At 69.9% G+C, this 20,625-nt stretch carries 17 protein-coding genes and 1 tRNA gene; 5 read left to right on the top strand and 13 right to left on the bottom strand.

The genetic code is table 11. The annotated features are described in order from the left end of the window. Positions 1 to 130: 130 nt before the first annotated feature. From BM349_RS12170 to BM349_RS12180, 3 genes are all read right to left on the bottom strand, one after another. On the bottom strand, positions 131 to 1,555 hold the full coding sequence (locus BM349_RS12170; protein WP_254773846.1) for a mannitol dehydrogenase family protein: 1,425 nt from the start codon (positions 1,553 to 1,555) through the stop codon (positions 131 to 133). After that, positions 1,552 to 2,958: a glucuronate isomerase gene (gene uxaC / locus BM349_RS12175; protein ID WP_254773847.1), complete on the bottom strand. Its 1,407-nt coding sequence runs from the start codon at positions 2,956 to 2,958 to the stop codon at positions 1,552 to 1,554. The genes BM349_RS12170 and uxaC overlap by 4 nt, the downstream gene beginning before the upstream one ends. Before the next feature lie 74 nt (positions 2,959 to 3,032). Further along, on the bottom strand, positions 3,033 to 4,082 hold the full coding sequence (locus tag BM349_RS12180) for a LacI family DNA-binding transcriptional regulator (RefSeq protein ID WP_091707081.1): 1,050 nt from the start codon (positions 4,080 to 4,082) through the stop codon (positions 3,033 to 3,035). Positions 4,083 to 4,506: 424 nt separating this feature from the next. Between BM349_RS12180 and gndA the strand changes: the two genes are divergently transcribed. Next, the gene (gndA, locus tag BM349_RS12185; protein WP_302848255.1) at positions 4,507 to 5,994 is read left to right on the top strand and encodes an NADP-dependent phosphogluconate dehydrogenase; all 1,488 of its coding nucleotides are present in this window, start codon (positions 4,507 to 4,509) and stop codon (positions 5,992 to 5,994) included. A 51-nt stretch (positions 5,995 to 6,045) separates the two neighbouring features. Here the strand turns inward: gndA and BM349_RS12190 are convergent, their stop codons facing one another. Together BM349_RS12190 and corA are read right to left on the bottom strand one after the other, a co-directional pair. Continuing rightward, the gene (locus BM349_RS12190; protein WP_091707083.1) at positions 6,046 to 7,371 is read right to left on the bottom strand and encodes an FAD-binding oxidoreductase; all 1,326 of its coding nucleotides are present in this window, start codon (positions 7,369 to 7,371) and stop codon (positions 6,046 to 6,048) included. A 51-nt stretch (positions 7,372 to 7,422) separates the two neighbouring features. Then, entirely contained in the window at positions 7,423 to 8,439 is a 1,017-nt protein-coding gene (gene corA / locus BM349_RS12195; protein ID WP_091707084.1) for a magnesium/cobalt transporter CorA, read from the bottom strand. A gap of 57 nt (positions 8,440 to 8,496) precedes the next feature. On the opposite strand from corA, the gene BM349_RS12200 reads away from it, so the two are divergent. Continuing rightward, positions 8,497 to 9,492 carry an SDR family oxidoreductase gene (locus BM349_RS12200; RefSeq protein WP_091707085.1) on the top strand — a complete coding sequence of 332 codons (996 nt, stop codon included), beginning with the start codon at positions 8,497 to 8,499 and terminating at the stop codon, positions 9,490 to 9,492. A gap of 17 nt (positions 9,493 to 9,509) precedes the next feature. Here the strand turns inward: BM349_RS12200 and BM349_RS12205 are convergent, their stop codons facing one another. Both BM349_RS12205 and BM349_RS12210 read right to left on the bottom strand, forming a co-directional pair. Further along, positions 9,510 to 10,280: an ABC transporter ATP-binding protein gene (locus BM349_RS12205; protein WP_091707290.1), complete on the bottom strand. Its 771-nt coding sequence runs from the start codon at positions 10,278 to 10,280 to the stop codon at positions 9,510 to 9,512. A gap of 63 nt (positions 10,281 to 10,343) precedes the next feature. Beyond that, entirely contained in the window at positions 10,344 to 11,825 is a 1,482-nt protein-coding gene (locus BM349_RS12210) for an ABC transporter permease (protein ID WP_091707086.1), read from the bottom strand. Between the two features lie 171 nt (positions 11,826 to 11,996). Between BM349_RS12210 and BM349_RS12215 the strand changes: the two genes are divergently transcribed. Both BM349_RS12215 and BM349_RS12220 read left to right on the top strand, forming a co-directional pair. After that, complete coding sequence (locus BM349_RS12215; RefSeq protein WP_091707087.1) at positions 11,997 to 12,731, top strand: response regulator transcription factor; 735 nt, start codon at positions 11,997 to 11,999, stop codon at positions 12,729 to 12,731. After that, positions 12,728 to 14,317 (top strand): sensor histidine kinase, encoded by a 1,590-nt coding sequence (locus tag BM349_RS12220; protein ID WP_368086674.1) that lies wholly within the window; start codon positions 12,728 to 12,730, stop codon positions 14,315 to 14,317. The genes BM349_RS12215 and BM349_RS12220 overlap by 4 nt, the downstream gene beginning before the upstream one ends. A 9-nt stretch (positions 14,318 to 14,326) precedes the next feature. Here BM349_RS12220 and BM349_RS12225 read toward each other — a convergent pair whose 3' ends face one another. The 6 genes from BM349_RS12225 to BM349_RS12250 all read right to left on the bottom strand — a co-directional run bounded on the left by BM349_RS12225 (position 14,327) and on the right by BM349_RS12250 (position 20,031). After that, complete coding sequence (locus BM349_RS12225; RefSeq protein WP_091707089.1) at positions 14,327 to 15,898, bottom strand: FAD-dependent oxidoreductase; 1,572 nt, start codon at positions 15,896 to 15,898, stop codon at positions 14,327 to 14,329. After that, a complete protein-coding gene (locus tag BM349_RS12230; RefSeq protein WP_091707090.1) occupies positions 15,895 to 16,770 on the bottom strand; it encodes an FAD:protein FMN transferase in 876 nt (291 codons plus the stop codon). Before BM349_RS12230 ends, BM349_RS12225 begins: the two co-directional genes overlap by 4 nt. A gap of 16 nt (positions 16,771 to 16,786) precedes the next feature. Continuing rightward, positions 16,787 to 17,290, bottom strand: a complete 504-nt coding sequence (locus BM349_RS12235) for an FMN-binding protein (protein ID WP_091707091.1) — start codon at positions 17,288 to 17,290, stop codon at positions 16,787 to 16,789. 186 nt (positions 17,291 to 17,476) lie between these two features. Next, positions 17,477 to 18,511: a ribose-phosphate diphosphokinase gene (locus tag BM349_RS12240; RefSeq protein ID WP_091707092.1), complete on the bottom strand. Its 1,035-nt coding sequence runs from the start codon at positions 18,509 to 18,511 to the stop codon at positions 17,477 to 17,479. Further along, on the bottom strand, positions 18,486 to 19,958 hold the full coding sequence (gene glmU, locus BM349_RS12245) for a bifunctional UDP-N-acetylglucosamine diphosphorylase/glucosamine-1-phosphate N-acetyltransferase GlmU (RefSeq protein WP_091707093.1): 1,473 nt from the start codon (positions 19,956 to 19,958) through the stop codon (positions 18,486 to 18,488). Before glmU ends, BM349_RS12240 begins: the two co-directional genes overlap by 26 nt. A 1-nt stretch (position 19,959) precedes the next feature. After that, positions 19,960 to 20,031: transfer RNA gene (locus tag BM349_RS12250), tRNA-Gln, on the bottom strand. A gap of 81 nt (positions 20,032 to 20,112) precedes the next feature. Here BM349_RS12250 and BM349_RS12255 point away from each other — a divergent pair. After that, positions 20,113 to 20,610, top strand: coding sequence for a MarR family winged helix-turn-helix transcriptional regulator (locus tag BM349_RS12255; RefSeq protein ID WP_091707094.1), 498 nt, complete (start codon positions 20,113 to 20,115; stop codon positions 20,608 to 20,610). Positions 20,611 to 20,625 lie beyond the last annotated feature (15 nt).

Here is a 20,625-nt window from a genome sequence, read left to right on the forward strand (position 1 = left end):
CGCGTCGTTGCGATGACGCGTCGCTGCGTTCGATGTCTGCCGTGGTTCCCTGTTGGCAACCGGTTGCGTATTCCTCAGTGAATCACATTCTGGTTAAATCGGCAACCGATTGCCAAGATCGTTTCTCTGCTCAGGGATGAGCGAAGCGTGCCGCGGCACGAGAGACCGCGGTGACGACCGCCGGGTCGACGGCGAGCTCGCCGTCGACCAGACGCAGCAGCGCGATCACGCCGTGCTCGCCGAGCTCGGAGGCCGCTGCGGCGACCGTCTCGGCCGACCGATCCACCGGCAGCCGGCCATCCCTCGCCGCGGCGATCCACGCGCCGAGGACCCGGACGGATGCGGCGCCGTCGCGCCCTGCAAGCCGCTCTGCCTTCAGCACCGGGGCGATGCGGACGCGCAGCTTCGTCGTGCCGTCCTGACCGATCTGGTCGAGCAGGTGCTGGATGCGCGCGTTGTCGAAGCGGTCCAGCAGCGCGTCTCGATAGGCCGACAGGTCGAGCTGCGCCGACGGCAGATGCCGTGTCGCCTCGTCCCAGAATTCCTCCACCCAGGACCGGATCGCAGGATCTCCGATGGCCTGAGCGACGGTACGATGGCCGCGCGCGGCGCCCGCGTATGCCAGTAGCGAATGCGAACCGTTCAGCAGCCACAGCTTGCGGCGCTCGAACGGCTCGATGTCATCGACGAACCGCGCCCCGCCGTGCTCCCAGTCGGGGCGGCCGCTGCGGAACTCGCCGCAGAGCACCCAGTCGTGGAACGGCTCGGTGACGACGGGTGATCGGTCGTGCCAGCCCATTGCGGCGGCGACCGCCGCGGCATCCGCGTCGGTGATCTTCGGCGTGATGCGATCGACCGATGTCGAGACGAAGGTGACGTGGTCGACGAGGTGTGCACGCGCGTCGCCCGCTCCCGCCATCTCAGCCAGTGCGAGCATGGCGCTGCGCGTGAGCTCGCCGTTGTCGGGCAGGTTGTCGCACGACACGATCGCGAGGTCATCGGCTCCCCCGCGACGCCGGGCCTCGACGCCGGCGAGCAGCCGCGCGAGCGCGGTCCGCGGGGCGTCACGCAGGTCGAACCGGGTGGAGCGCAGATTGCGACGGAGCCAGTCGATGTCCGCCGCGACGTCAGGATTCGACAGGTCGGGCCGCCCGTCCGCATCGAGTGCGTAGCCCGGCTCGGTGATCGTGAGCGTGGCAAGCGTCGTCGCGGGTGCGGCGAGGGTCTCGATCAGCCGATCGACGCGGCCGCCGTCGACGGCCTCGGCGATGCTCTCGATCACGCTGATGTCGTCGCGCTCGGCGGAACGCACCACCAGCGAGTAGAGCCCGCCCTGCGCCGCCAGCTGCTCCGCGGCCAGGGCGCTGCGACCGGTGAAGGCGGCGATCCCCCACTCGGCGGCATCCGAGGCGACCGCCGTGTACCACGCCTGGTGGGCGCGATGGAATGCGCCCAGCCCGAGGTGCGCGATCCGCACCGGGGCCGGTCGGCTCCGCACTCCCGTGCGGGCCTCGAGGACGCTGCGATCCAGCGTGGCGAGGGTCTCGACGCTCACAGCTTGAACACCCGCCGTGGAAGGATGTCGACGAGCTCGACGATGATGCGTTCGGCCGTCTTCTGCGGGATGCGGCCCTCGCGCACGAGTCGTGCCAGGAACGCGGAGTCGAGCCGGCGGGCCATGTCGTGACGAGCGGGGATGGACAGGAAGGCGCGTGTGTCGTCGATGAAGCCGGAGCCGCGGGAGAAGCCGGCGGTCTCCGTGACGGCCGCGCGGAAGCGCAGCACGGCATCGGGAGCATCCAGGAACCACCACGGGGCGCCGATGAAGACGCTGGGGTAGAAGCCTGCCAGCGGGGCGATCTCACGCGAATACGCTGTCTCGTCCACGGAGAAGAGGACCAGATGCAGGCCGGGGTCGAGCCCGTGCCGCTGGAGGAGCGGGCGCAGGTTTCCGGTATAGGTCGTGGTCAGCGGGATGTCATGACCCGTGTCCGGACCCAGGCGATCGAAGACTGCGCTCGAGTGGTTGCGATGAACGCCCGGGTGGATGGTCATCACGAGGCCGTCGCGCACACTCATTCCCGCCATCCGCAGCAGCATGTTGCCGGTGAACTCGCGGGCGCCGGCAGCGTCCAGGTTCCCTGCGACCGCCCTGCGGTAGAGCGCTCCTGCCTCGTCGTCGCCGAGGTCGACCGTGTACGGCTCGCTGACGCCGTGGTCGGCGGAGACCGCGCCGTGCGCGATGAAATGCGCGCGACGCGCTTCGAGGGCGGCGAGATATCCGGCGAAGTCGTCGGCGGCGGTGCCGTGCCACTCGGTGAGCCGGAGGACCCGGGCGATGAAGTCCGTGGCGGTGGGGTCGAGATACGCATCCGGGCGGAACGTCGGAAGGACACGCCCGGTGAATGACGGGTCGGCCCCCAGCGCGGCGTGGACGGAGAGGTCGTCCATCGGGTCGTCCGTCGTGGCGAGCACCTCGATGCCGAACCGCTCGAACAGCGCGCGCGGCCGATAGGCCGGGTCGGCCAGCCGCGCGGAGATCGTGTCGTAGGACGCATCCGCGGTCTCGGCCGACGGCTCGTCGCGGAGGTCGAACAGCGTGGCCAGTTCGTGCGTGAGCCAGTAGCCGGATGCCGTGCCGGCGAGAAGCTGCCAATGCTCGGCGAGGGTCCGCCATGTCTGCCTGGGATCGCCCGGCGCACTGCGTCCGACCCCGAGGCGCGCAAGGTCGACACCCGCGGAGTGCAGCAGACGCGTGACGTAGTGGTCGTGCGTGATGAAGAGCTCGGCCGGATCGGAGAAGGGCTCGTCATCCATGAGCAGGCTCGGGGCGACGTGCCCGTGCGGCGAGAGGATCGGCAATCCGGCAACCGATTCGTACAGGCCGCCAGCGATCGCCCGGGTGGCCGGATCCGCCGGAAAGAGGCGGTCGGGATCGAGGAGCAGCGGCGTTGACACGCCTTTCATGGTGCCCGATCACCGACAGATTGTCAACCGGTTGCCAAATCTGACGACGAAGGCGGAGCTGCGACTCAGGCGGGAGGTGGGCCGGTCGACCCTCGCACGACGAGGTCGGTCGGCAGCAGCTCCTCGAGGTCGTGCTCCGGTTCGGCCGGCTGTGCGCCGACTCGGTCGAGGAGGTGACGCACAGCCCGCTCCCCCGCTTCGGCGAGCGGCGCGCGCACGGTCGTGATGCCGGGGGTGGTGAAGTCGCTGCCGAAGATGTCGTCGAATCCGGCGATGCTCAGGGCATCGGGGACCACGATCCCGCGCTCGACCGCCGCGCGCAGCAGTCCGATCGCCATCAGGTCGTTGAATGCCACAACGGCACTCACACCGCTCGCGACGACCCGGGTGATCGCCTCGACCCCGCCTTCGAGCGTCGGCGCCCCCGGCCCGATCTCGACGATCGACATCGCGCGCTTCGGCGCCGCAGCCATCAGCGCCTCCCATCGCCGCGCGCTGATCCATGACGTGTCCGGGCCGGAGAGGTATGCGATCGACCGGTGGCCGAGGCCGGAAAGGTGCGCCACCAGCTGGTCCACTCCGCGCTCGACATCGGGGAGGATCGAGGTCTGTCCCTCGACGGCGCGATTGATCACCACGAGCGGCTTGCGCTCGGCGATCTTGGAGATCTGTGCGTCGCCGAGGCGAGTGGTCGCGAGCACGAGACCGTCGACGGACGGGATGACCCGGTCCACCGCCGTAGCCTCTCGCTCGCCCGACTCCTGCGACTCCGCGACGATCAGCGTGTAGCCGGCCTCGGCCGCGGCGCGCTCGGCGCCCCGCACGATCCCGAAGATCACGGGGTTCGTGATGTCGGCCACCACCAGCCCGAGCGTGTTGGTTCGGCCGGTCGGCAGGGCGCGGGCGATCGGGTTGACCCGATAGTCCAGCTCTTTCGCGGCAGCGCGGATGCGCTCCTCGGTCTTCGCGTTGATACGACCCGGCTGACTGAGCGCTCGCGACACGGTCGACGGGTTGACCTCGGCCAGCCGGGCGATGTCGTAGATCGTCGGGGCCGTGCCGCCGCGGGCTCGCTTGGGGACGCGCCCATCCGACGCAGACGCCTCATCAGCCATCGAAACCCCCTCGCCGAAGTCCAGGATCCACGCTAGCGGGCGAGCGGGATGCGAAGCCCCATCGTCCCGGGCGGGTCCGAATCGGCATCTCGTCCACCATTGAAGCCTACTTTCAACGCCTTGGCAATCGGTTGACAATTCGCGCGGACAGGGCTGCAATGGAGTCACAGCCCGCCCTCCGCCGATGTGCGGAGCCCATCCGTCCGCTCGGCGCCGCACAACGCGCCAACGGTCGCCGTGAGCAGTTCGCCTCGGCCCCGTAACGCGGTTCCGGCAGACTCTAGGCTGGAACTGAACCCCCGTTGACGGCAAGGAGCTAGGCGTGTCCTCGAACGAGAACCCGGCACAGACGAACATCTCGCACGATCGGGACGACACTCCCGACTCGGCGCCGGAGCACGCGGCCGCACCCGCGCCCGAGGACGTGCCCGTCGAGGCCGGCGCCGGGCAGCCGACCGCGGTTCCCGCGGAAGGACCTGCGAACATCGGCGTGGTCGGTTTGGCGGTGATGGGCTCGAACCTGGCCCGCAATCTCGCCAGCCGTGAGGGCAACACCGTTGCGATCTACAACCGCAGCCACGACAAGACCGTGCACCTGACCGACGCGCATCCGGAGGCCGAGTTCGTCCCCAGCGCGACGTACGAGGAGTTCGCGGCGTCCCTGTCCAAGCCGCGCACGGCGATCATCATGGTCAAAGCCGGAGCGGGAACGGATGCCGTGATCGATGCGCTGGTGGATGTGTTCGAGCCGGGAGACATCATCGTCGACGGTGGCAATGCCCTGTTCACCGACACCATCCGGCGCGAGAAGGCCGTGCGCGAGACCGGCATCAACTTCGTCGGCGCCGGGATCTCCGGCGGCGAGGAGGGCGCCCTGCTCGGCCCGTCGATCATGCCCGGCGGCTCTGACGAGTCCTGGGTCACCCTCGGCCCGATCCTCCGCTCGATCGCCGCGGTCGCCGAGGGCGAGCCGTGCGTCACGCATGTCGGCCACGACGGCGCCGGGCACTTCGTGAAGATGGTGCACAACGGCATCGAGTACGCCGACATGCAGCTGATCGCGGAGGCCTACGACCTCATCCGCCGCGGCACGGGCAAGAGCCCCGCCGAGATCGCCGATATCTTCGCCGAATGGAACAAGGGCGAGCTCGAGTCATACTTGATCGAGATCACCGCCGAGGTGCTCCGCCAGGTGGATGCCGAGACCGGCAAGCCGCTCGTCGATGTGATCCTCGACCAGGCCGGCGCGAAGGGCACCGGCGCATGGACCGTGCAGACCGCGCTGAATCTCGGAGTCCCCGTCTCGGGCATCGCGGAGGCCGTGTTCGCCCGATCCCTCTCGAGCCACCCCGAGCAGCGCGCCGTCTCGGGCGACCTGCCCGGTCCGGTCGAGGCGCTGCGCGTCGAGGACGCCGACGCCTTCATCGAGGACGTGCGCCTCGCGCTGTACGCGTCGAAGATCGTCGCGTACTCCCAGGGGTTCGACGAGATCCGCGCCGGCGCCGCCGAGTACGACTGGTCGATCGACCTCGGTGCGATCTCGAAGATCTGGCGCGGCGGCTGCATCATCCGCGCCCAGTTCCTCAACCGCATCGCCGACGCCTACGGCGAGACCCCGGACCTGCCCGTCCTGCTCACCGCGCCGTACTTCGTCGAGGCGCTGGTCCGCGCCCAGGGTTCGTGGCGCCGCATCGTGCAGATCGCGGCGGGAGCCGGCATCCCCGCACCGGCGTTCTCGTCATCGCTGTCGTACTACGACGGACTGCGCGCCGAGCGTCTGCCGGCCGCCCTCGTCCAGGGCCAGCGCGACTTCTTCGGCGCACACACCTACAAGCGCATCGACAAGCCCGGGACGTTCCACACCCTGTGGTCGGGGGACCGCACCGAGATCGAGGCCGAAGACACCCACTGAGCCTTCGGCGCGACCTCCGGCCCACCGACCCGCTCGGCGGGTCTCTCCGGATCAGCCCGGGAGCACGTTGTGATTGCGTGAGAAGACGTTGGCCGGGTCCCACTCCCGCTTGACTGCGGCCAGCCGTCGCATCGTCGCCGGCGGGTACATCTTGCCGGCGATGGCGGTGTCGGTCGACGTCGTGAAGTTGCCGTAGACACCGGCGCCGAGCGCTTCGATCGCATTCCACGCACCGAGGATCGCGGAACGGGATTCGTCGTCCACCAGACCGGGGATGTCGAACGCGCCGGCCATCGCGAACCAGGTCGCGTCGCGGGCGGGGAACGCGCTGCGCTCCTGCGGCACATCCGAGAACGCGCCGCCCAGCGACCGCAGGAACAGGACTGACGCCTCGTTGGCCTCGCGGAAGGCCACGAGGCGTTCGATCGCATCGTCGGTGAGCTGCCGCAGCAGCGTGTTGCCGCCGACGAATCCCGGCATCGGGCTGTCGGGATCGGCCGCGGGCATCTCCATAAGGACATCCGGATAGGCGGTCGTCGCGATCTCGGTCTCGTGCACGTCGTCGCGGTCCAGAAGGGGCGCGAGCGCGGTTCGCGCCGAGTCCTCGTCTCCGCCGATCCACACCGCCGTGATCGTCGCGCCCGCGGGCGCGTTCGGGTCCATCGCAGGGACGTCCATGTACGTCACCGTGAGTTCGCGGGGTGCGCCGCCCAGAGTCTCGCGCAGGGCACGGAGCACAGGTCGCGCGTCTCCGGTGACCCCGAGCGTCGCGAAGACCACCGAGTCCAGCGCGTGCGCCCGGAAATCGAAGCGCGTCACGACGCCGAAGTTTCCGCCGCCGCCGCGCAGCGCCCACATGAGCTCGGGGTGCTCGGCATCGGTGACCTCGATCGTCTCTCCGGACGCGGTGACCAGCTGCACGCCGACGAGCTGATCGGCAGCGAGCCCCCAGGCTCGCACCATCCAGCCGATGCCGCCGCCGAGGGTGAGGCCGCCGACGCCGACCGAGGCGGTGTCGCCCGAGCTGACGCCGAGCCCGTGCTCGGCGAGGGTGTGTGCGACCAGGCCCCAGGTCGCTCCGCCGCCGACTCTGACGGTCCGCCCGTCGATCTCGACGTCGTTCAGCGCGCCGAGATCGATCGTGAGACCGGCCGGGACACTGCCCCAATCGCTGTGTCCGCCGCTTCGCACGACGATCGGAACGCCCTCTGCCGCAGCCCATCGAACTGCCGCGGCGACCTCGGCGACGGTGGTGGGGCGCACGATGGCATCGGGGTCGCCGACGCCGGAATGGAAGTGCCGAGCGGCATCCCACCCCTCATCGCCGGCTGTCAGCACGCGTCCGGGGAGTTCTGAAATCAGCGCATCGATCCGCATCGCACAGACGCTACCGGAGGGTCCCGACATGAGTCGAGACCCGGAAACGGACTAGAGCCAGCCCTTGCGCTTGAACACCTTGTAGAGCGTGACGCTGGTCCCGGCCATGAGCAGGAGGGCCATCGGATAGCCGAAAACCCAGTGCAGCTCGGGCATGTAGTCGAAGTTCATGCCGTAGATCGTCCCCACCAGCGTGGGTGCGAACAGAATGGCCGCCCATCCCGACACCTTCTTGACCTGCTCGTTCTGCGTGAGGCTGAACTCGGTCATCTCGGCCATCGCGTCGTTCTGACGCTGCGTCACGAGCGTCGCGTGAAGCAGGAGCGCATTCTCGAGTATGGTCCGGAAGCTCGCCGATCGGTCGACGATCCGGATCGCGTGGTCGTGCACATCGCGGATCGCCCGCTTCACCTCCAGGTCGATGCCGAACGCCTCCGCATCCACCTGCAGGCGCTCGAGGATCGGCACCAGCGGTCCGACCGCCCGCTGGAAGTCGATGACCTCGCGTGTCAGCCCGAAGATCCGTCGCGCGACCGACGGGTCGTTCGCGAAGAGCTGGTTCTCGATCTCGTCGATGTCGTTCTCGAGACCCGCGACGACGGGCTCGTACTCGTCCACGACCTCGTCGATGATGCCGTACAGCACGGCCATCGGACCGCGGGCGAGCATCTCCGGCTCGCTCTCGAGGCGGTGCCGCACGCGCGCGAGGTCCGGAGACTCGGCGTGACGGACAGTGACGACGAAACCGGGGCCGGCGAAGACGTGCACCTCTCCGAACTCGACCTCCTCGCTGGAGTCGACATAGCGCGCCGGGCGCAGGACGAGGAAGACGGAGTCTCCGTACCGGTCGAGCTTCGGGCGCTGGTGTCCGTTGAGCGCGTCTTCGACGGCGAGCGGATGCAGGGTGAACTCGTCTGCGATCTCGCGCAGTTCCGCCTCATCGGGGCGGTACAGGCCGATCCACGCCATGCCGTGGCGCGCGCTCATCTCCTCGAAGGTCTGGTCGAGCGATGAGGGGTCCGACGTGCGGCGCCCGCTCACATAGATGGCATTGTCGACGACTGTCATTTCACTCCCGCGCACACTCTACGTGCCGAAGGCCTGCGCATCGGGCACGATGGCACAATGAGCGCGAAGCGAGTCCTCTACATCGGCGGCACCGGAACGATCAGCGCGGCGAGCGTGCGACGCTCGGTCGAACTCGGTCACGACGTGACGGTGCTGAATCGAGGATCCGGCCGCCGGCCGCTGCCAGAGGGTGCGCGCGAGCTCGTCGCGGACGTGCGGGATGCCGACGCCATGCGTCGCGCGATCGGCGACGGACGCTTCGACGTCGTCGCGGAATTCCTCGCGTTCACGCCCGAGCACATCCGCGCGGACCTCGCCCAGTTCGACGGACGCACCGGGCAGTACGTGTTCATCAGCTCTGCATCCGCCTATCAGAAGCCGCCGCAGCGGCTGCCGATCACCGAGTCGACGCCGCTGCGCAACCCGTTCTGGCAGTACTCGCGCGACAAGATCGCCTGCGAGGACCTCCTCGTGGAGGCCTACCGCGATCGCGGCTTCCCCGTCACGATCGTGCGCCCCTCCCACACGTACGACGAGCGCATGATCCCCACGCTGGGCCATTGGACCGACATCGCGCGGATGCGGCAGGGCAGGCCCGTGGTGATCCAGGGCGACGGGACGAGCCTGTGGACCCTCACCCACAGCGACGACTTCGCCGTCGCGTTCACCGGACTGCTGGGCAACCCCGCTGCGATCGGCGAGGCGTTCACGATCACGGGCACCCACGCGCCGACCTGGAACCAGGTCTACGGCTGGCTCGCGGATGCCGCGGGCGTGGCCGATCCGGAGTTCGTGCACGTCGCATCCGACGCGATCGCGGCGTTCGCGCCCGATCTGGGTCCCGGCCTGCTCGGCGACAAGTCGCATTCCGTCGTGTTCGACGTGAGCAAGGTCACCGCGCTCGTGCCGGAGTTCCGCACCACGATCACATTCGACGAAGGCGCCCGCCGCATCGTCGCACACTACGACGCCCACCCCGCCGAGCAGAAGATCGATGAGCACACCGACGGCCTGTTCGACCGGATCGTCGCGTACGCACGCTCCGCGGGCTGACGCGGCGCGGCGGCGCGTCAGCGCGTGATGTCGCGGATCGTCCCCTTCTCGAGCCGCAGCCTGCGGCGCGCGCGCTGGGCCACAGCCGAGTCGTGGGTGACCACGATGAGCGTGAGGCCTTCGGCGTTGAGCGCCTCGAGCACGGTCAGGATCTCGTCGCGCATGGACTCGTCGAGGTTCCCGGTCGGCTCGTCGGCGAGGAGGACCCGCGGGCGCTTGACGATCGCCCGCGCGATCGCGACGCGCTGCTGCTGCCCGCCCGACAGCTCGCCGGGCCGGTGATCGGCACGGTCGGCGAGCCCGACGTGGGCGAGCGCCTCCTCGACCCGCGCCGCGCGATCCGCTGACGCCAGCACCTGCTGGGGCTCCGCCCCAGACCCCCGGCTTGCTGACGCGCGCCCCAGCGGCTCGAGCGCCATGTCGACGTTCTCGTGCGCGGTGAGCGTCGGGATCAGGTTGAAGCCCTGGAACACGAATCCGATCTCCTCGGCCCGCAGGCGGCCGAGCTCGCGCTGCGACACCGTCGCGATGTCGGTGCCGCCGAGCACGACACTGCCGCTGCTCGGCTTGTCGAGGGCGCCCAGCAGCTGCAGGAGCGTGGACTTGCCCCCGCCCGTCGGACCCTGGATCGCGACGAAGTCGCCTTCGGCGATCTCGAGGTCGACTCCCGCGAGCGCGTTCACGATCCGCCCGCGCTGCTGGTACGTGCGCGTCACGCCGCTGAGTCGGTAGATCGGGGCGGATGCCGCATCCGCGCTGTCCGTGTACGGCGAATCCGTCATGGTCATGGCTTCTCCCTGGTGGTTGGTGTCGGTGTGCTGAGGAATGAGGCCGGACGTGGACATCGCCGTTCAGCCGACCGATCGCAGGGCCTCGGCCGGGCTGAGTCGCGCCGCCCGCCAGCCCCCGAAGGCCCCGGCGATCAGTCCGCCTGCGATCGAGATCACGATCGCGGCGACGATGACCCAGAGGGTGAGGGGCGCGTTCAGGACCACGTCGGTCGCACCGGACTGCTGCACCAGTCCCCCGAAGCCGGGACCGCCGCCGCCCGGACCGGCGTCGGTCACGGTCCCGCCGCCGGGCCCGCCGACCGTCACCGCAGACGGGGCGGTCGAGATGGTCGGCGAGATGAGGTTGATCACCCAGATGCCCGCGAGCCCGAGCGCCAGGCCCACCGCGCCGCCCAGAAGGCCCTGCGCGACGGACTCCCCCGCCACCTGGCCGACGACCCGACCGTTGGACCATCCGATCGCCTTGAGCGTGCCGAATTCACGCGTGCGCCGCGAGACGCCCGAGATCGTGAACAGCACGGCGAGACCGAGGGCGACGGCCAGCACGATGATCGAGAGCCACGTGCCGAGATTCGAGATCAGCGCAGAAGCGCTGGAGAGCGACCCCGAGACCGTCGAGGCGAGCTCGGACTGCGAGCTCACTGTCGCGTCGGGCAGTGCCGCCTCGATGTCGGCCTGGACGGCTGCGATCGCGTCGGCCGACTCCGCCTGGACGTACACGGTCGAGACGACGTCTTCGACGCCGGCGAGCGCCTGTGCGACATCCAGCGGGATGTACACGTTCGCGGCGGTGTCGGCGTCGCTCGAAGCGGAGGCGACGATGCCGACGATCTCCATGTCGGTGCCGCCGACGTCGATCATGTCGCCGACCCCGAGGTCGCTGCTGCTCGCGTAGGTCGCGTCCAGCACCGCCACATTCTGTCCGGCGTCGTCCGAGTCGAGCCCGCGTCCCTCACTCAACGTGACCGCCGAAAGGGGTCCGACCGCGGTCTCGGCAGGGTCGATCCCGAGCACCGAGAAGGCGTCCACGTCGAAATCGCCGCCGCCGAAGCTGCGCTGCGGCTGACCCGTGTCGCTGCTGCCGTCTTCGGGCGCGGGTGCCGCCTCGGGCGCGGTGCCCGGTTCGGGCAGCTCCCCCGAGAAGGTCGTGTTGGTGAGGGCCAGCGCGCCGGATGCTGCTGCGACGCCGTCGATCGCCGAGATCGTCTCGAGTGTCGAGGAGTCCAGGGTGCCCCGCATCCGATCCGTCATGAGTCGGGACTGACTGAGACTCGTCGTGCCGTCGGCGGTCTGGCCGTCGGATTCGTCGAACTGGAACTGCGGGGCGCCGTCGGCGCCCGGCTCGGCCATCGCGCCCGACACGGTCAGGTCGGTGCCGACGCCGTAGACGGACTCGAGCGCCTGCGCCTGCGCATCCCGGACGCCCGCGGCGAGCGAGTTCACGACGATCACGAGCGCGATCGCGATCGCGAGCCCCGCCGCCACGATGATCGTCTGCTTCTTGCGGCCGACCAGTTCTCGGCGCAGATAGGTCCAGTACATGGGTCTCCTCCCGACGGCCCGGTTCTGCCGTTCGATCAGACGCTATGGACGCCGTCGATGCGGCGATCCAGAGAAACCTATGAACCGGTGATGAGCCCGCGGGCCGAATCTCACAGCCACCGCATAGCCGGCTCCATAGGAAGCACATAGGAAGGCGCGCACAATGGGTGCATGACCACCACCGCTTCCGCTCCCGCCCTTCGTCGCCTCGACGGTTCCGCTCTCCGGGTGCTCGTCGTCGACGACGAGCAGATGCTCACCGACCTCCTGTCGATGGCGCTGCGGATGGAGGGGTGGGATGTTCGCACCGCCGGCTCCGGATTCCAGGCGCTCCAGGCGGCGCGCGACTTCGACCCCGATGCGATGGTGCTCGACATCATGATGCCGGACCTGGACGGGATGGCCGTGCTGCAGCGGCTGCGGCAGTCGGGCAACGACGTGCCGGTCCTGTTCCTGACCGCGAAGGACGCCGTCAGCGATCGGGTCGCCGGCCTGACCGCGGGCGGCGACGACTATGTCACGAAGCCGTTCAGTCTCGAAGAGGTCGTCGCACGCCTGCGCGGTCTCATGCGGCGGGCGGGCACGGCGCAGTCCGCCGATGCCGAGCCGATCCTGCGGGTGGGCGATCTCAGCCTCAACGAGGACAGCCATGAGGTCGAGCGCTCCGGCGACCAGTTCGAGCTCACGGCAACGGAATTCGAGCTGCTGCGCTTCCTGATGCGCAACCAGCGCCGCGTCGTGTCGAAGGCGCAGATCCTCGACCGCGTGTGGAACTACGACTTCGGCGGACGCTCGAGCGTCGTCGAGCTCTACATCTCCTACCTCCGCAAGAAGATCGATCACGGCCGCGAGCCCCTCATCCACACCGTGCGCGGCGTCGGCTACATGATCAAGGCCCCCCAGTGACCCAAGCACCTCCTGCGGACTCGCTTCCGGACTCGGAGGCGACGGCGGATGCCGAGCAGCCGCCCCCGGCTGCGGCATCCGTTCCTCCCGTCCGCCGTCATCGTCGGCGCTGGAGCCTGCAGACCCGGCTCATGGCCACGGTCATCGGCATCGTCTCGCTCATCCTCGTGATCGTCGCGATCGCGACGAGCGCCGCCCTCGGCAGCGTGCTGGAGAAGAATCTCGACGCTCAGCTGGAGAACGCCGCGCAGCAGGCCGGACGCGCGCTGCAGATCCCGCAGTTCCCCGCGACCAGCCGGGACGCGTACGACGTGCTGAACGAGGGTCGCCAGGAGCCGGGGTTCCTCTTCATCGCGCAGCCGATCGACGGGGCGGTCTCGGGCGCGTACGTCGATCAGGACGGCGAGGTCGTGCGGATGACCGAGGCCCAGATCCAGGACGTGATCGACGCGATCGGCCAGGGCGGATTCACCACGGTCTCGCTCGGAGACGGCATCGGCGACTACCGGATCGTGCCCGTGCGCGGCGATCGCTTCTTCGCCATCGCGGGACTCCCGGTCACGGAGGTGCGATCGACGATCGGCGCCACCCTCACCACGATCGCCCTCGTGACGGCGGGCGGCCTGCTGCTGCTGGCCGCGGCCATCGCGCTCGTGATCCGTGCGGGCCTCAAGCCCCTGCGCGCGGTCGCGGACACCGCGACCCGAGTCGCCGCCCTCCCCCTCTCCCAGGGTGCCGTGTCGATCACCGAGCGTGTGCCGGACGACGAGACCGACGAGGACACCGAGATCGGGCGCGTCGGGCACGCGCTGAACACGCTGCTGGACCACGTCGGCGAGTCCCTCGACGCGCGCCAGCGCAACGAGGAGCGGATGCGGCGCTTCGTCGCCGACGCGAGTCACGAGCTCCGCACTCCGCTCGCGTCGATCCGAGGATTCTCCGAGCTCTCGCTGCGCGCCCTGCGACAGGCGCAGGGGCCCGGTGCCGCGCCCGCGCCTGAGAACGTCGAGACGACCGAATCGTCGCTGGAGCGCATCCAGGCCCAGTCGATCCGGATGACCGCACTCGTCGAGGATCTGCTGCTGCTGGCGCGGCTGGACGAGGGTCAGGAGCTGGTCTACGGCACTGTCGACCTGTCGCGCCTCGCGATCGAGGCGATCGCGGATGCGACCCCCGCCGGGCCCGACCACGGCTGGGAGCTCGACCTCGACGAAGAGCCGGTCGTCGTGACCGGCGACGCGTCGCGCCTTCACCAGGTCGTGGGCAACCTGCTCGCCAACGCGCGCACGCACACTCCGGCCGGGACGAATGTGACGCTCGCCGTCGCGCGTGAGGGCGCAGATGCCGTGCTCCGGGTCACCGACGACGGCCCGGGAATCGATCCTGCGATCGCCGACGAGCTGTTCGAGCGGTTCTCGCGCGCCGATCGCTCCCGGGCGCGCAAGACCGGCGGCACGGGCCTCGGCCTGTCGATCGCGCAGGCGATCGTCACCGCGCACGGCGGATCCATATCGGTGCGCAGCGCACCGGGATCCACCACGTTCGAGGTGCGGCTCCCGGTCACACCTGCGCCGCACGCGAGCTGACCGCGCCGGTCAGTATCCGCTGAACGCGTCGGTGGTGATCGACCGGGCGCGCTCCAGAGCGGGCGCGAGGTCGGCGATCAGTGCGGCCGGACCGGAGATGTACGCGTGCCTGGCCGCGATGTCGGGCACGACCTGCAGCAGCCCGTCGGAGTCCAGCCGCACACCTCGCGCCCAGAGCCAGTGGCGGGGCAGGTCCTGCGGCTGATCGCGGGTGAAGACGACGACCGAGATGCCGGACGCCTCGAGCTCGTCGCGGAACGCCAGCTCCGAGGCATCCGAGGCGACGTACACCAGGACGATGTCGCGCTCTTCGCCCGTCAGCCTCACGTGGCGCAGCTGCGACACGAACGGGGTGATCCCGATGCCGGCCGCGACCATCAGGACCGGACTGGTCGCCTTCTTCGGCAGCACGAAGTCACCCCAGACGCCGGTGACGGCGAGACCGTCACCCGCGCCGACCTTGGCGAGCGCCTTCTTGTACGAGCTCTGGGTCTTCGCCCCCGGAACCTCGCGGAACGCGACGGACAGCAGAGGCAGGTCCTCCGGCGCGGAGGCGATGCTGAACTCCCGCCGCGTGCCGCGGGCGTCGGGATGCCGATGCGGAACGTCCAGCTCGAGATACTGTCCCGGCGTGAAGAGCACGGGCCGGCGGGCGCGGAATGTGAGCTCCTGAACGGTCGGGGTCAGATCGGCGCGGGATTCCAGCGTGAGCTTGACGGCAGAGCGCACGGAGAACGCGAACGCGAATGCGACGAGGTTGCCGATCAGCAGCGCGCGCTCCTGGCCGAGGCTGATCGCGCCGAGATCGATCGGCCAGCCAGCCAGCACTCCGACCACGGCGGCGACCGTGAACTGCTGCCAGCGGCGCGGGGGCAGGGTCAGCGGCTCGGACAGCATGAAGGCGCCGAGGAAGAGGAAGGGTGAGGACCACAGGACCGTCGAGAGGATCGCCCCGCCGTCGACGGCCAGCCCGGCCGCCTGGTACTGCGCCGCCGTGCGGAAGACCGCCACCGCGACTGCCGTCACGATGAAGACGGCGATGACGCGCACCTTCTCGGTGCGGATGAGCACAGCGAGGCCCAGCACGATCACCGGCGCCGCCATCACCGGCGTGCCGACCCACCACGACGAGGCGCCGAGAGCGGGAACCGCGATGCTCACCAGGGTCAGCACGGTCGCGCCGACTGCGGCCGGGTTGAAGATGTGGCGCCCCCGCCAGGCGAGCACGTACTTCGAGAGCGATGCCACGGCCGCAGCGAGCGCGATCCCGGCCAATCCGGCCGGGTCCAGGGTGGGGCGCAGAACGAACAGCAGGATGCCGGCGGTGATCAGCGAGGATTCGATCCGCCATGGCAGGCGCACGATGGCCTGGGCAGCGGCATCCACCCCGACGCAGACGACCGCGAGCACGGCCGAGGTGACCAGGAGCTCCCAGGGCGTGGGCACGACCAGCTGGAAGAACGACACGACCAGCGCGATGAGCGCCAGCCCCGCGAGCGAGAGCAGCGCGAGGCGGTACATCGAGACGCGGCCGAGCACCGCGAAGACGCGGTTCCACAGGGAGGTGAAGGTTCCGATCACAGGAACAACTCTGCCTTACTCCCCGGCGACCACTCGACGCGGCCGTCGGTGGTCATCCGCACCCACTCGACGCCCCATTCGTGCGCGAGCTCCGGGCCGCCGTCGAAGAACAGGGCGGTCGCGACGGCGTCCGCCCGCATCGCGGTCGGGGCGATCGCCCACGTCGCGGCGATCGTGCGCACCGGCTCTCCGGTGCGGGCATCCAGCACATGGTGCAGGCCGTCTCCCCACGCGCGGCGGTTGGTCGCCGACGCGCAGAGCGCGGCATCCGTCACCTCCACCACGCCGATCGCACGACGCGCGTCGTACGGGTGCTCGAGGCCGACGCGCTGCGGAGTGCCGCAGACCGCGAGGTCTCCGCTCGCGTCGACCACGACATCGCCCTGGACACGTTCGAGAAGGGTCTCGAGCACGCGGTCGACGAGGCGGCCCTTGCCGAGCGCGCCGACGTCGATCACGCCGGGCTCGGTGAGCGCCAGGGTCCCGCCCTCCCACGACAGCCGCTCGCGCCAGTCGGCCGGCGCGGGGAGCGCGCCGCGATCCACGAAGCCGTAGGTCGAGTCGTATCCGCGGGCCTCGAGCGATGCACCGATCAGCGGGCTCACCGCGCCGGCGGTCGCGCGATCCAGGTCGACGAACGCGTCGAGCATGGCGGTCGCATCCGCCGGCGCCGGCACGGCTCCTGCGCCTGCGGCCAGGGCGGCGATGAGCGAATCCGTGCGGAACCGGGACCACTCCCGATCGAACGTCTCGATCACGTCCCCGACGGAGGATCTTGCGGTGGCACCGAGCGGCGAGTCGGTCTCGATGTGCCATACGGTGCCGATCGCATCGAACCGCCAGATGCGGTCCGCGCTCGATTCGGATGCCACCGCTGCGCCGACCGCGCTACGCGGCTTCCGACTTGATCGTGTCGATCGCCTGGTTGAAGCCCCCGCTGGTGAGCGATGACCCGGCGACACGGCTCACCGAGATCGTGTCGATGTTCTGCCCGACGACCACTTCGGCGATGCCGCCGATGAAGCGGCCCTGGTACTCGGCGGACTCGCTCTTCTGCGGGTCGCCGCTCACGTCGACCGCGGTGATGATGTCGTCCTGCAGCGTGACGGTCACGACGATGGTCTCGACGGACTCCGGGGTCGCATAAGAGCCCTCTGCGGTGTACGTCCCGTCGGCATACGCGCTGTCATCGGCGGGTGCGGCCGACTCGGATGCGGTCGCGTCGGGTGTGCTGCTCGCGGTGGGCGCGGGGGTGGTCGTGGTCGCGTCCGTCGTGGTGTCGGACTCCGGGGTTCCGGTGGTCGAGCAGCCGGCCAGCGCCAGCGCGCCGGCGATTCCGACGGCGGCGACTCCGATGCGGACGGGACGGGGTACTGCGGCGGTGCGGATCATGATGGTCCTCCTTCTGCGGTGCCTCGCGGCGGATCTCCTCTACGTTAACCACACGGTTCGAGCGTTGGATCGGTTCACGCTATGACGCCCCTATGAGTCCCGAGGAGGGCTCGCCGAGGCCCCGCGGCGGCGCGCCGGCGACCCGCCGTGCGCGCTGCCGGGGCCCGCTGGTGGTGTGCCTGCGGGCTAGGCCGCGCCGTCGAACATGCTCGTGACGGACCCGTCTTCGAAGACTTCGTGGATCGCACGCGCGAGCAGCGGGGCGATCGGCAGGATCGTGAGCGACGGGAAGCGCTTGTGCTCCGGAATCGGCACAGTGTCGGTGACTACGACTTCGTCGATCGCGTCGGACTGGAGGCGCTGCGCGGCGGGATCGCTGAAGATCGCGTGGGTGGCCGCGACGATCACCCGCTCGGCGCCGTTCTTCTTCAGCGCCTCGGCGGCCTTCACGATCGTGCCGCCCGTATCGATCATGTCGTCCACCAGCAGGCAGACCCGGCCGTCGACCTGACCGACGATCTCGTTGACCGTCACCTGGTTCGCGACGTTCGGGTCGCGGCGCTTGTGGATGATCGCGAGCGGTGCGCCCAGGCTGTCCGACCAGGTGTCGGCAACCCGCACGCGTCCGGTGTCGGGAGAGACCACGGTGAGCTTCGCGCGGTCGGCCGCCGAGAGCGTGCGTTCGAAGTACTCGAGCAGCACCGGCTTGGCGAACAGGTGGTCGACCGGGCCGTCGAAGAAGCCCTGGATCTGCGCGGCGTGCAGGTCGACGCTCATGACGCGATCCGCTCCGGCTGTCTTGAGCAGGTCCGCCACGAGTCGGGCGCTGATGGGCTCGCGGCCCCGGCTCTTCTTGTCCTGACGGGAGTAGGGGTAGTAGGGGGCGACGACGGTGATGCGCTTCGCGGATGCGCGCTTGGCGGCATCCAGCATGATGAGCGTCTCCATGAGCCACTCGTTGACCGGTGGCCCGAAGCTCTGGATCAGGAAGAAGTCGCACCCGCGGATCGACACTTCGAAGCGGGTGAGGATCTCGCCGGAGGCGAAGGTGCGGTACTCGGTCGGCACCAGCTCGGTGCCGATCGCCGCGGCGACATCCGCCGAAAGCGCGGGGTGCGAGCGGCCGCCTGCGACGACGAGCCGCTTCTTGGTCTTGGCTACCAGCCCCGGGGCGATGTCGTTCTCGCGGTCGAGATCAACCGTCTTCCTCTTGCGCGCCATCGTCCGCCTTCTGTGCGGACCGGGCGTCGGCCGCAGCCTGAGCCGCGGCGGTGCCCGGTCGGTTCGTCTCGACCCACCCCTCGACGTTGCGCTGAGGAGCCACGCTGAGCGCCAGGGCACCGGCGGGCACATCCTTGCGGATCACCGCTCCGGCCCCGGTCTTCGCGCCTGCACCGATCCTAACGGGCGCCACGAACACGTTGTGCGAGCCGGAGTGCACCTCGTCGCCGATCTCGGTGCGGTGCTTCGCGATGTCGTCGTAGTTGGCCGTGATCGCACCGGCGCCGAGGTTCACGCCCGTCCCGATCGTCGTGTCGCCGATGTACGACAGGTGCGGCACCTTGCTGCGCTCGCCGATCGTGGAGTTCTTCGTCTCGACGAACGTGCCGATCTTGCCGCGGTCGCCGAGGTACGTGCCGGGGCGCAGATAGGCGAAGGGGCCGACGGTCGCACCGGCTCCGATCACCGCGAGTGTGGCATCGGTGCGGGTGACTGTCGCGTTCTCGCCGACCTCGCAGTCCACGAGGCTCGTGTCGGGACCGATCGTGGCGCCCGCGGCGACCGTGCTCGCGCGCAGGATGTGCGTGTTCGGCAGCACGGTCACATCGGGGGCGAGGTTGGCGGTGACGTCGATCCATGTGGTGGCGGGGTCGAGGATCATCGCGCCTTCGAGCTGCCATCGTCGGACGGTGCGCGCGTTGAGGATGCGCGCGGCCTCCGACAGCTGCACCCGGTCGTTCACGCCCAGCGCGGCGGTCGCGTCGGATGCCTGCGACACACCCACGGTGAGCCGCGAGTCGCGCAGCAGCGCGACGACGTCGGTCAGGTACCGCTCACCCTGCGCGTTGGCCGTGCCGACGAGTGAGATGTGGGCGCGCAGCGGGCCGGACTGGAAGACGTAGACCCCGGCGTTGATCTCCCGGACAGATGCCTCGTCGTCGGTCGCGTCCTTCTGCTCGACGATGCGCTGCACGCCGCCGGCGCTGTCGCGGATGACCCTGCCGTAGCCGGTCGCGTCGTCGACGACCGCGCTCAGGACCGTCGCAGCCGCGCCGCTCTCGCGGTGCGTGCGGATCAGGCGCGCCAGGGTCTCGTCATCGAGGAGCGGAACGTCGCCGCTCAGCACGAGGATGTCGCCCGTGAAGTCGGGCACCTGGGCGATCGCCATCTCGACGGCGCGTCCGGTGCCGGGAACCTCGTCCTGATCGACGACCAGCACATCGGGGGCGACGCCGAGCACGGCGTCGGCGACGAGGTCGCGCTCGTGCCGCACGACGACCAGCACGCTCTGCGGATCCAGCGCACGGGCGGTGTCCAGCACGTGGCCGAGCAGCGGGCGACCGCCGATGCGGTGGAGCACCTTCGGGAGCGTCGAGCGCATCCGGGTGCCCTGACCCGCGGCGAGGATCACGACGGCCAGCTGGGGTTCGATGGTGTTCTCAGACATGCTCCGCCGCCAGGATTCGAACCTAGACCTCACAGCTCCAAAGGCTGTCGTGCTGCCATTACACCACGGCGGACCGCGACCCCCGCCCGACAGGGGCGGCCGCCCGACAAGTCTGCCAGACGGCCGCCGGAGCCTCTCCCGCGATAATGGGCACATGGCGCACGAGACTGACGAGGTCGATCGGATCGTCGAAGCCTGGATCGCGCAGCGACCGGACCTCGACTTCTCCCCCCTCGAAGTGCTCTCGCGCGTCGACCGGCTCTCCCGGCACCTCGACCGCGCGCGTCGCGACGCGTTCCGCCGCAGCGACCTCGAGCCGTGGGAGTGGGATGTCCTGTCGGCCCTCCGTCGCGCCGGCGAACCGTTCCAGCTGAGCCCGAAGGCGCTCCTGCAGCAGACCCTCGTCTCGAGCGGGACGATGACCAACCGCATCGACCGTCTCGTCGGCCGGCGCCTCGTGCGCCGCGAGGACGACCCGGACGACGGGCGCAGCATCCTGGTCACGCTCACCGGCGACGGCAAGACCCGGGTGGATGCCGCGATCACGCGTCTCGTGGACGCCGAGGCGCTCCTGCTCGGCACGCTGTCGCGCTCGGACCGGGAGCGGCTCGCAGGCCTGCTGCGGAAGCTCAGCCTCGGCTTCGACTCCTGACCCCCGGCCGGCTCG

The organism is Microbacterium sp. cf046, from assembly GCF_900114345.1.
GTDB lineage: Bacteria > Actinomycetota > Actinomycetes > Actinomycetales > Microbacteriaceae > Microbacterium.

Excerpts from the sequence above, each read along its gene's own strand:
- glmU (WP_091707093.1), bottom strand. The coding sequence starts at position 19,958 with ATGTCTGAGAACACCATCGAACCCCAGCTGGCCGTCGTGATCCTCGCC.
- BM349_RS12210 (WP_091707086.1), bottom strand. The coding sequence starts at position 11,825 with ATGTACTGGACCTATCTGCGCCGAGAACTGGTCGGCCGCAAGAAGCAG.
- BM349_RS12240 (WP_091707092.1), bottom strand. The coding sequence starts at position 18,511 with ATGGCGCGCAAGAGGAAGACGGTTGATCTCGACCGCGAGAACGACATC.
- BM349_RS12205 (WP_091707290.1), bottom strand. The coding sequence starts at position 10,280 with ATGACCATGACGGATTCGCCGTACACGGACAGCGCGGATGCGGCATCC.
- BM349_RS12255 (WP_091707094.1), top strand. The coding sequence starts at position 20,113 with ATGGCGCACGAGACTGACGAGGTCGATCGGATCGTCGAAGCCTGGATC.
- BM349_RS12180 (WP_091707081.1), bottom strand. The coding sequence starts at position 4,082 with ATGGCTGATGAGGCGTCTGCGTCGGATGGGCGCGTCCCCAAGCGAGCC.
- BM349_RS12215 (WP_091707087.1), top strand. The coding sequence starts at position 11,997 with ATGACCACCACCGCTTCCGCTCCCGCCCTTCGTCGCCTCGACGGTTCC.
- BM349_RS12200 (WP_091707085.1), top strand. The coding sequence starts at position 8,497 with ATGAGCGCGAAGCGAGTCCTCTACATCGGCGGCACCGGAACGATCAGC.
- BM349_RS12235 (WP_091707091.1), bottom strand. The coding sequence starts at position 17,290 with ATGATCCGCACCGCCGCAGTACCCCGTCCCGTCCGCATCGGAGTCGCC.
- BM349_RS12190 (WP_091707083.1), bottom strand. The coding sequence starts at position 7,371 with ATGCGGATCGATGCGCTGATTTCAGAACTCCCCGGACGCGTGCTGACA.
- corA (WP_091707084.1), bottom strand. The coding sequence starts at position 8,439 with ATGACAGTCGTCGACAATGCCATCTATGTGAGCGGGCGCCGCACGTCG.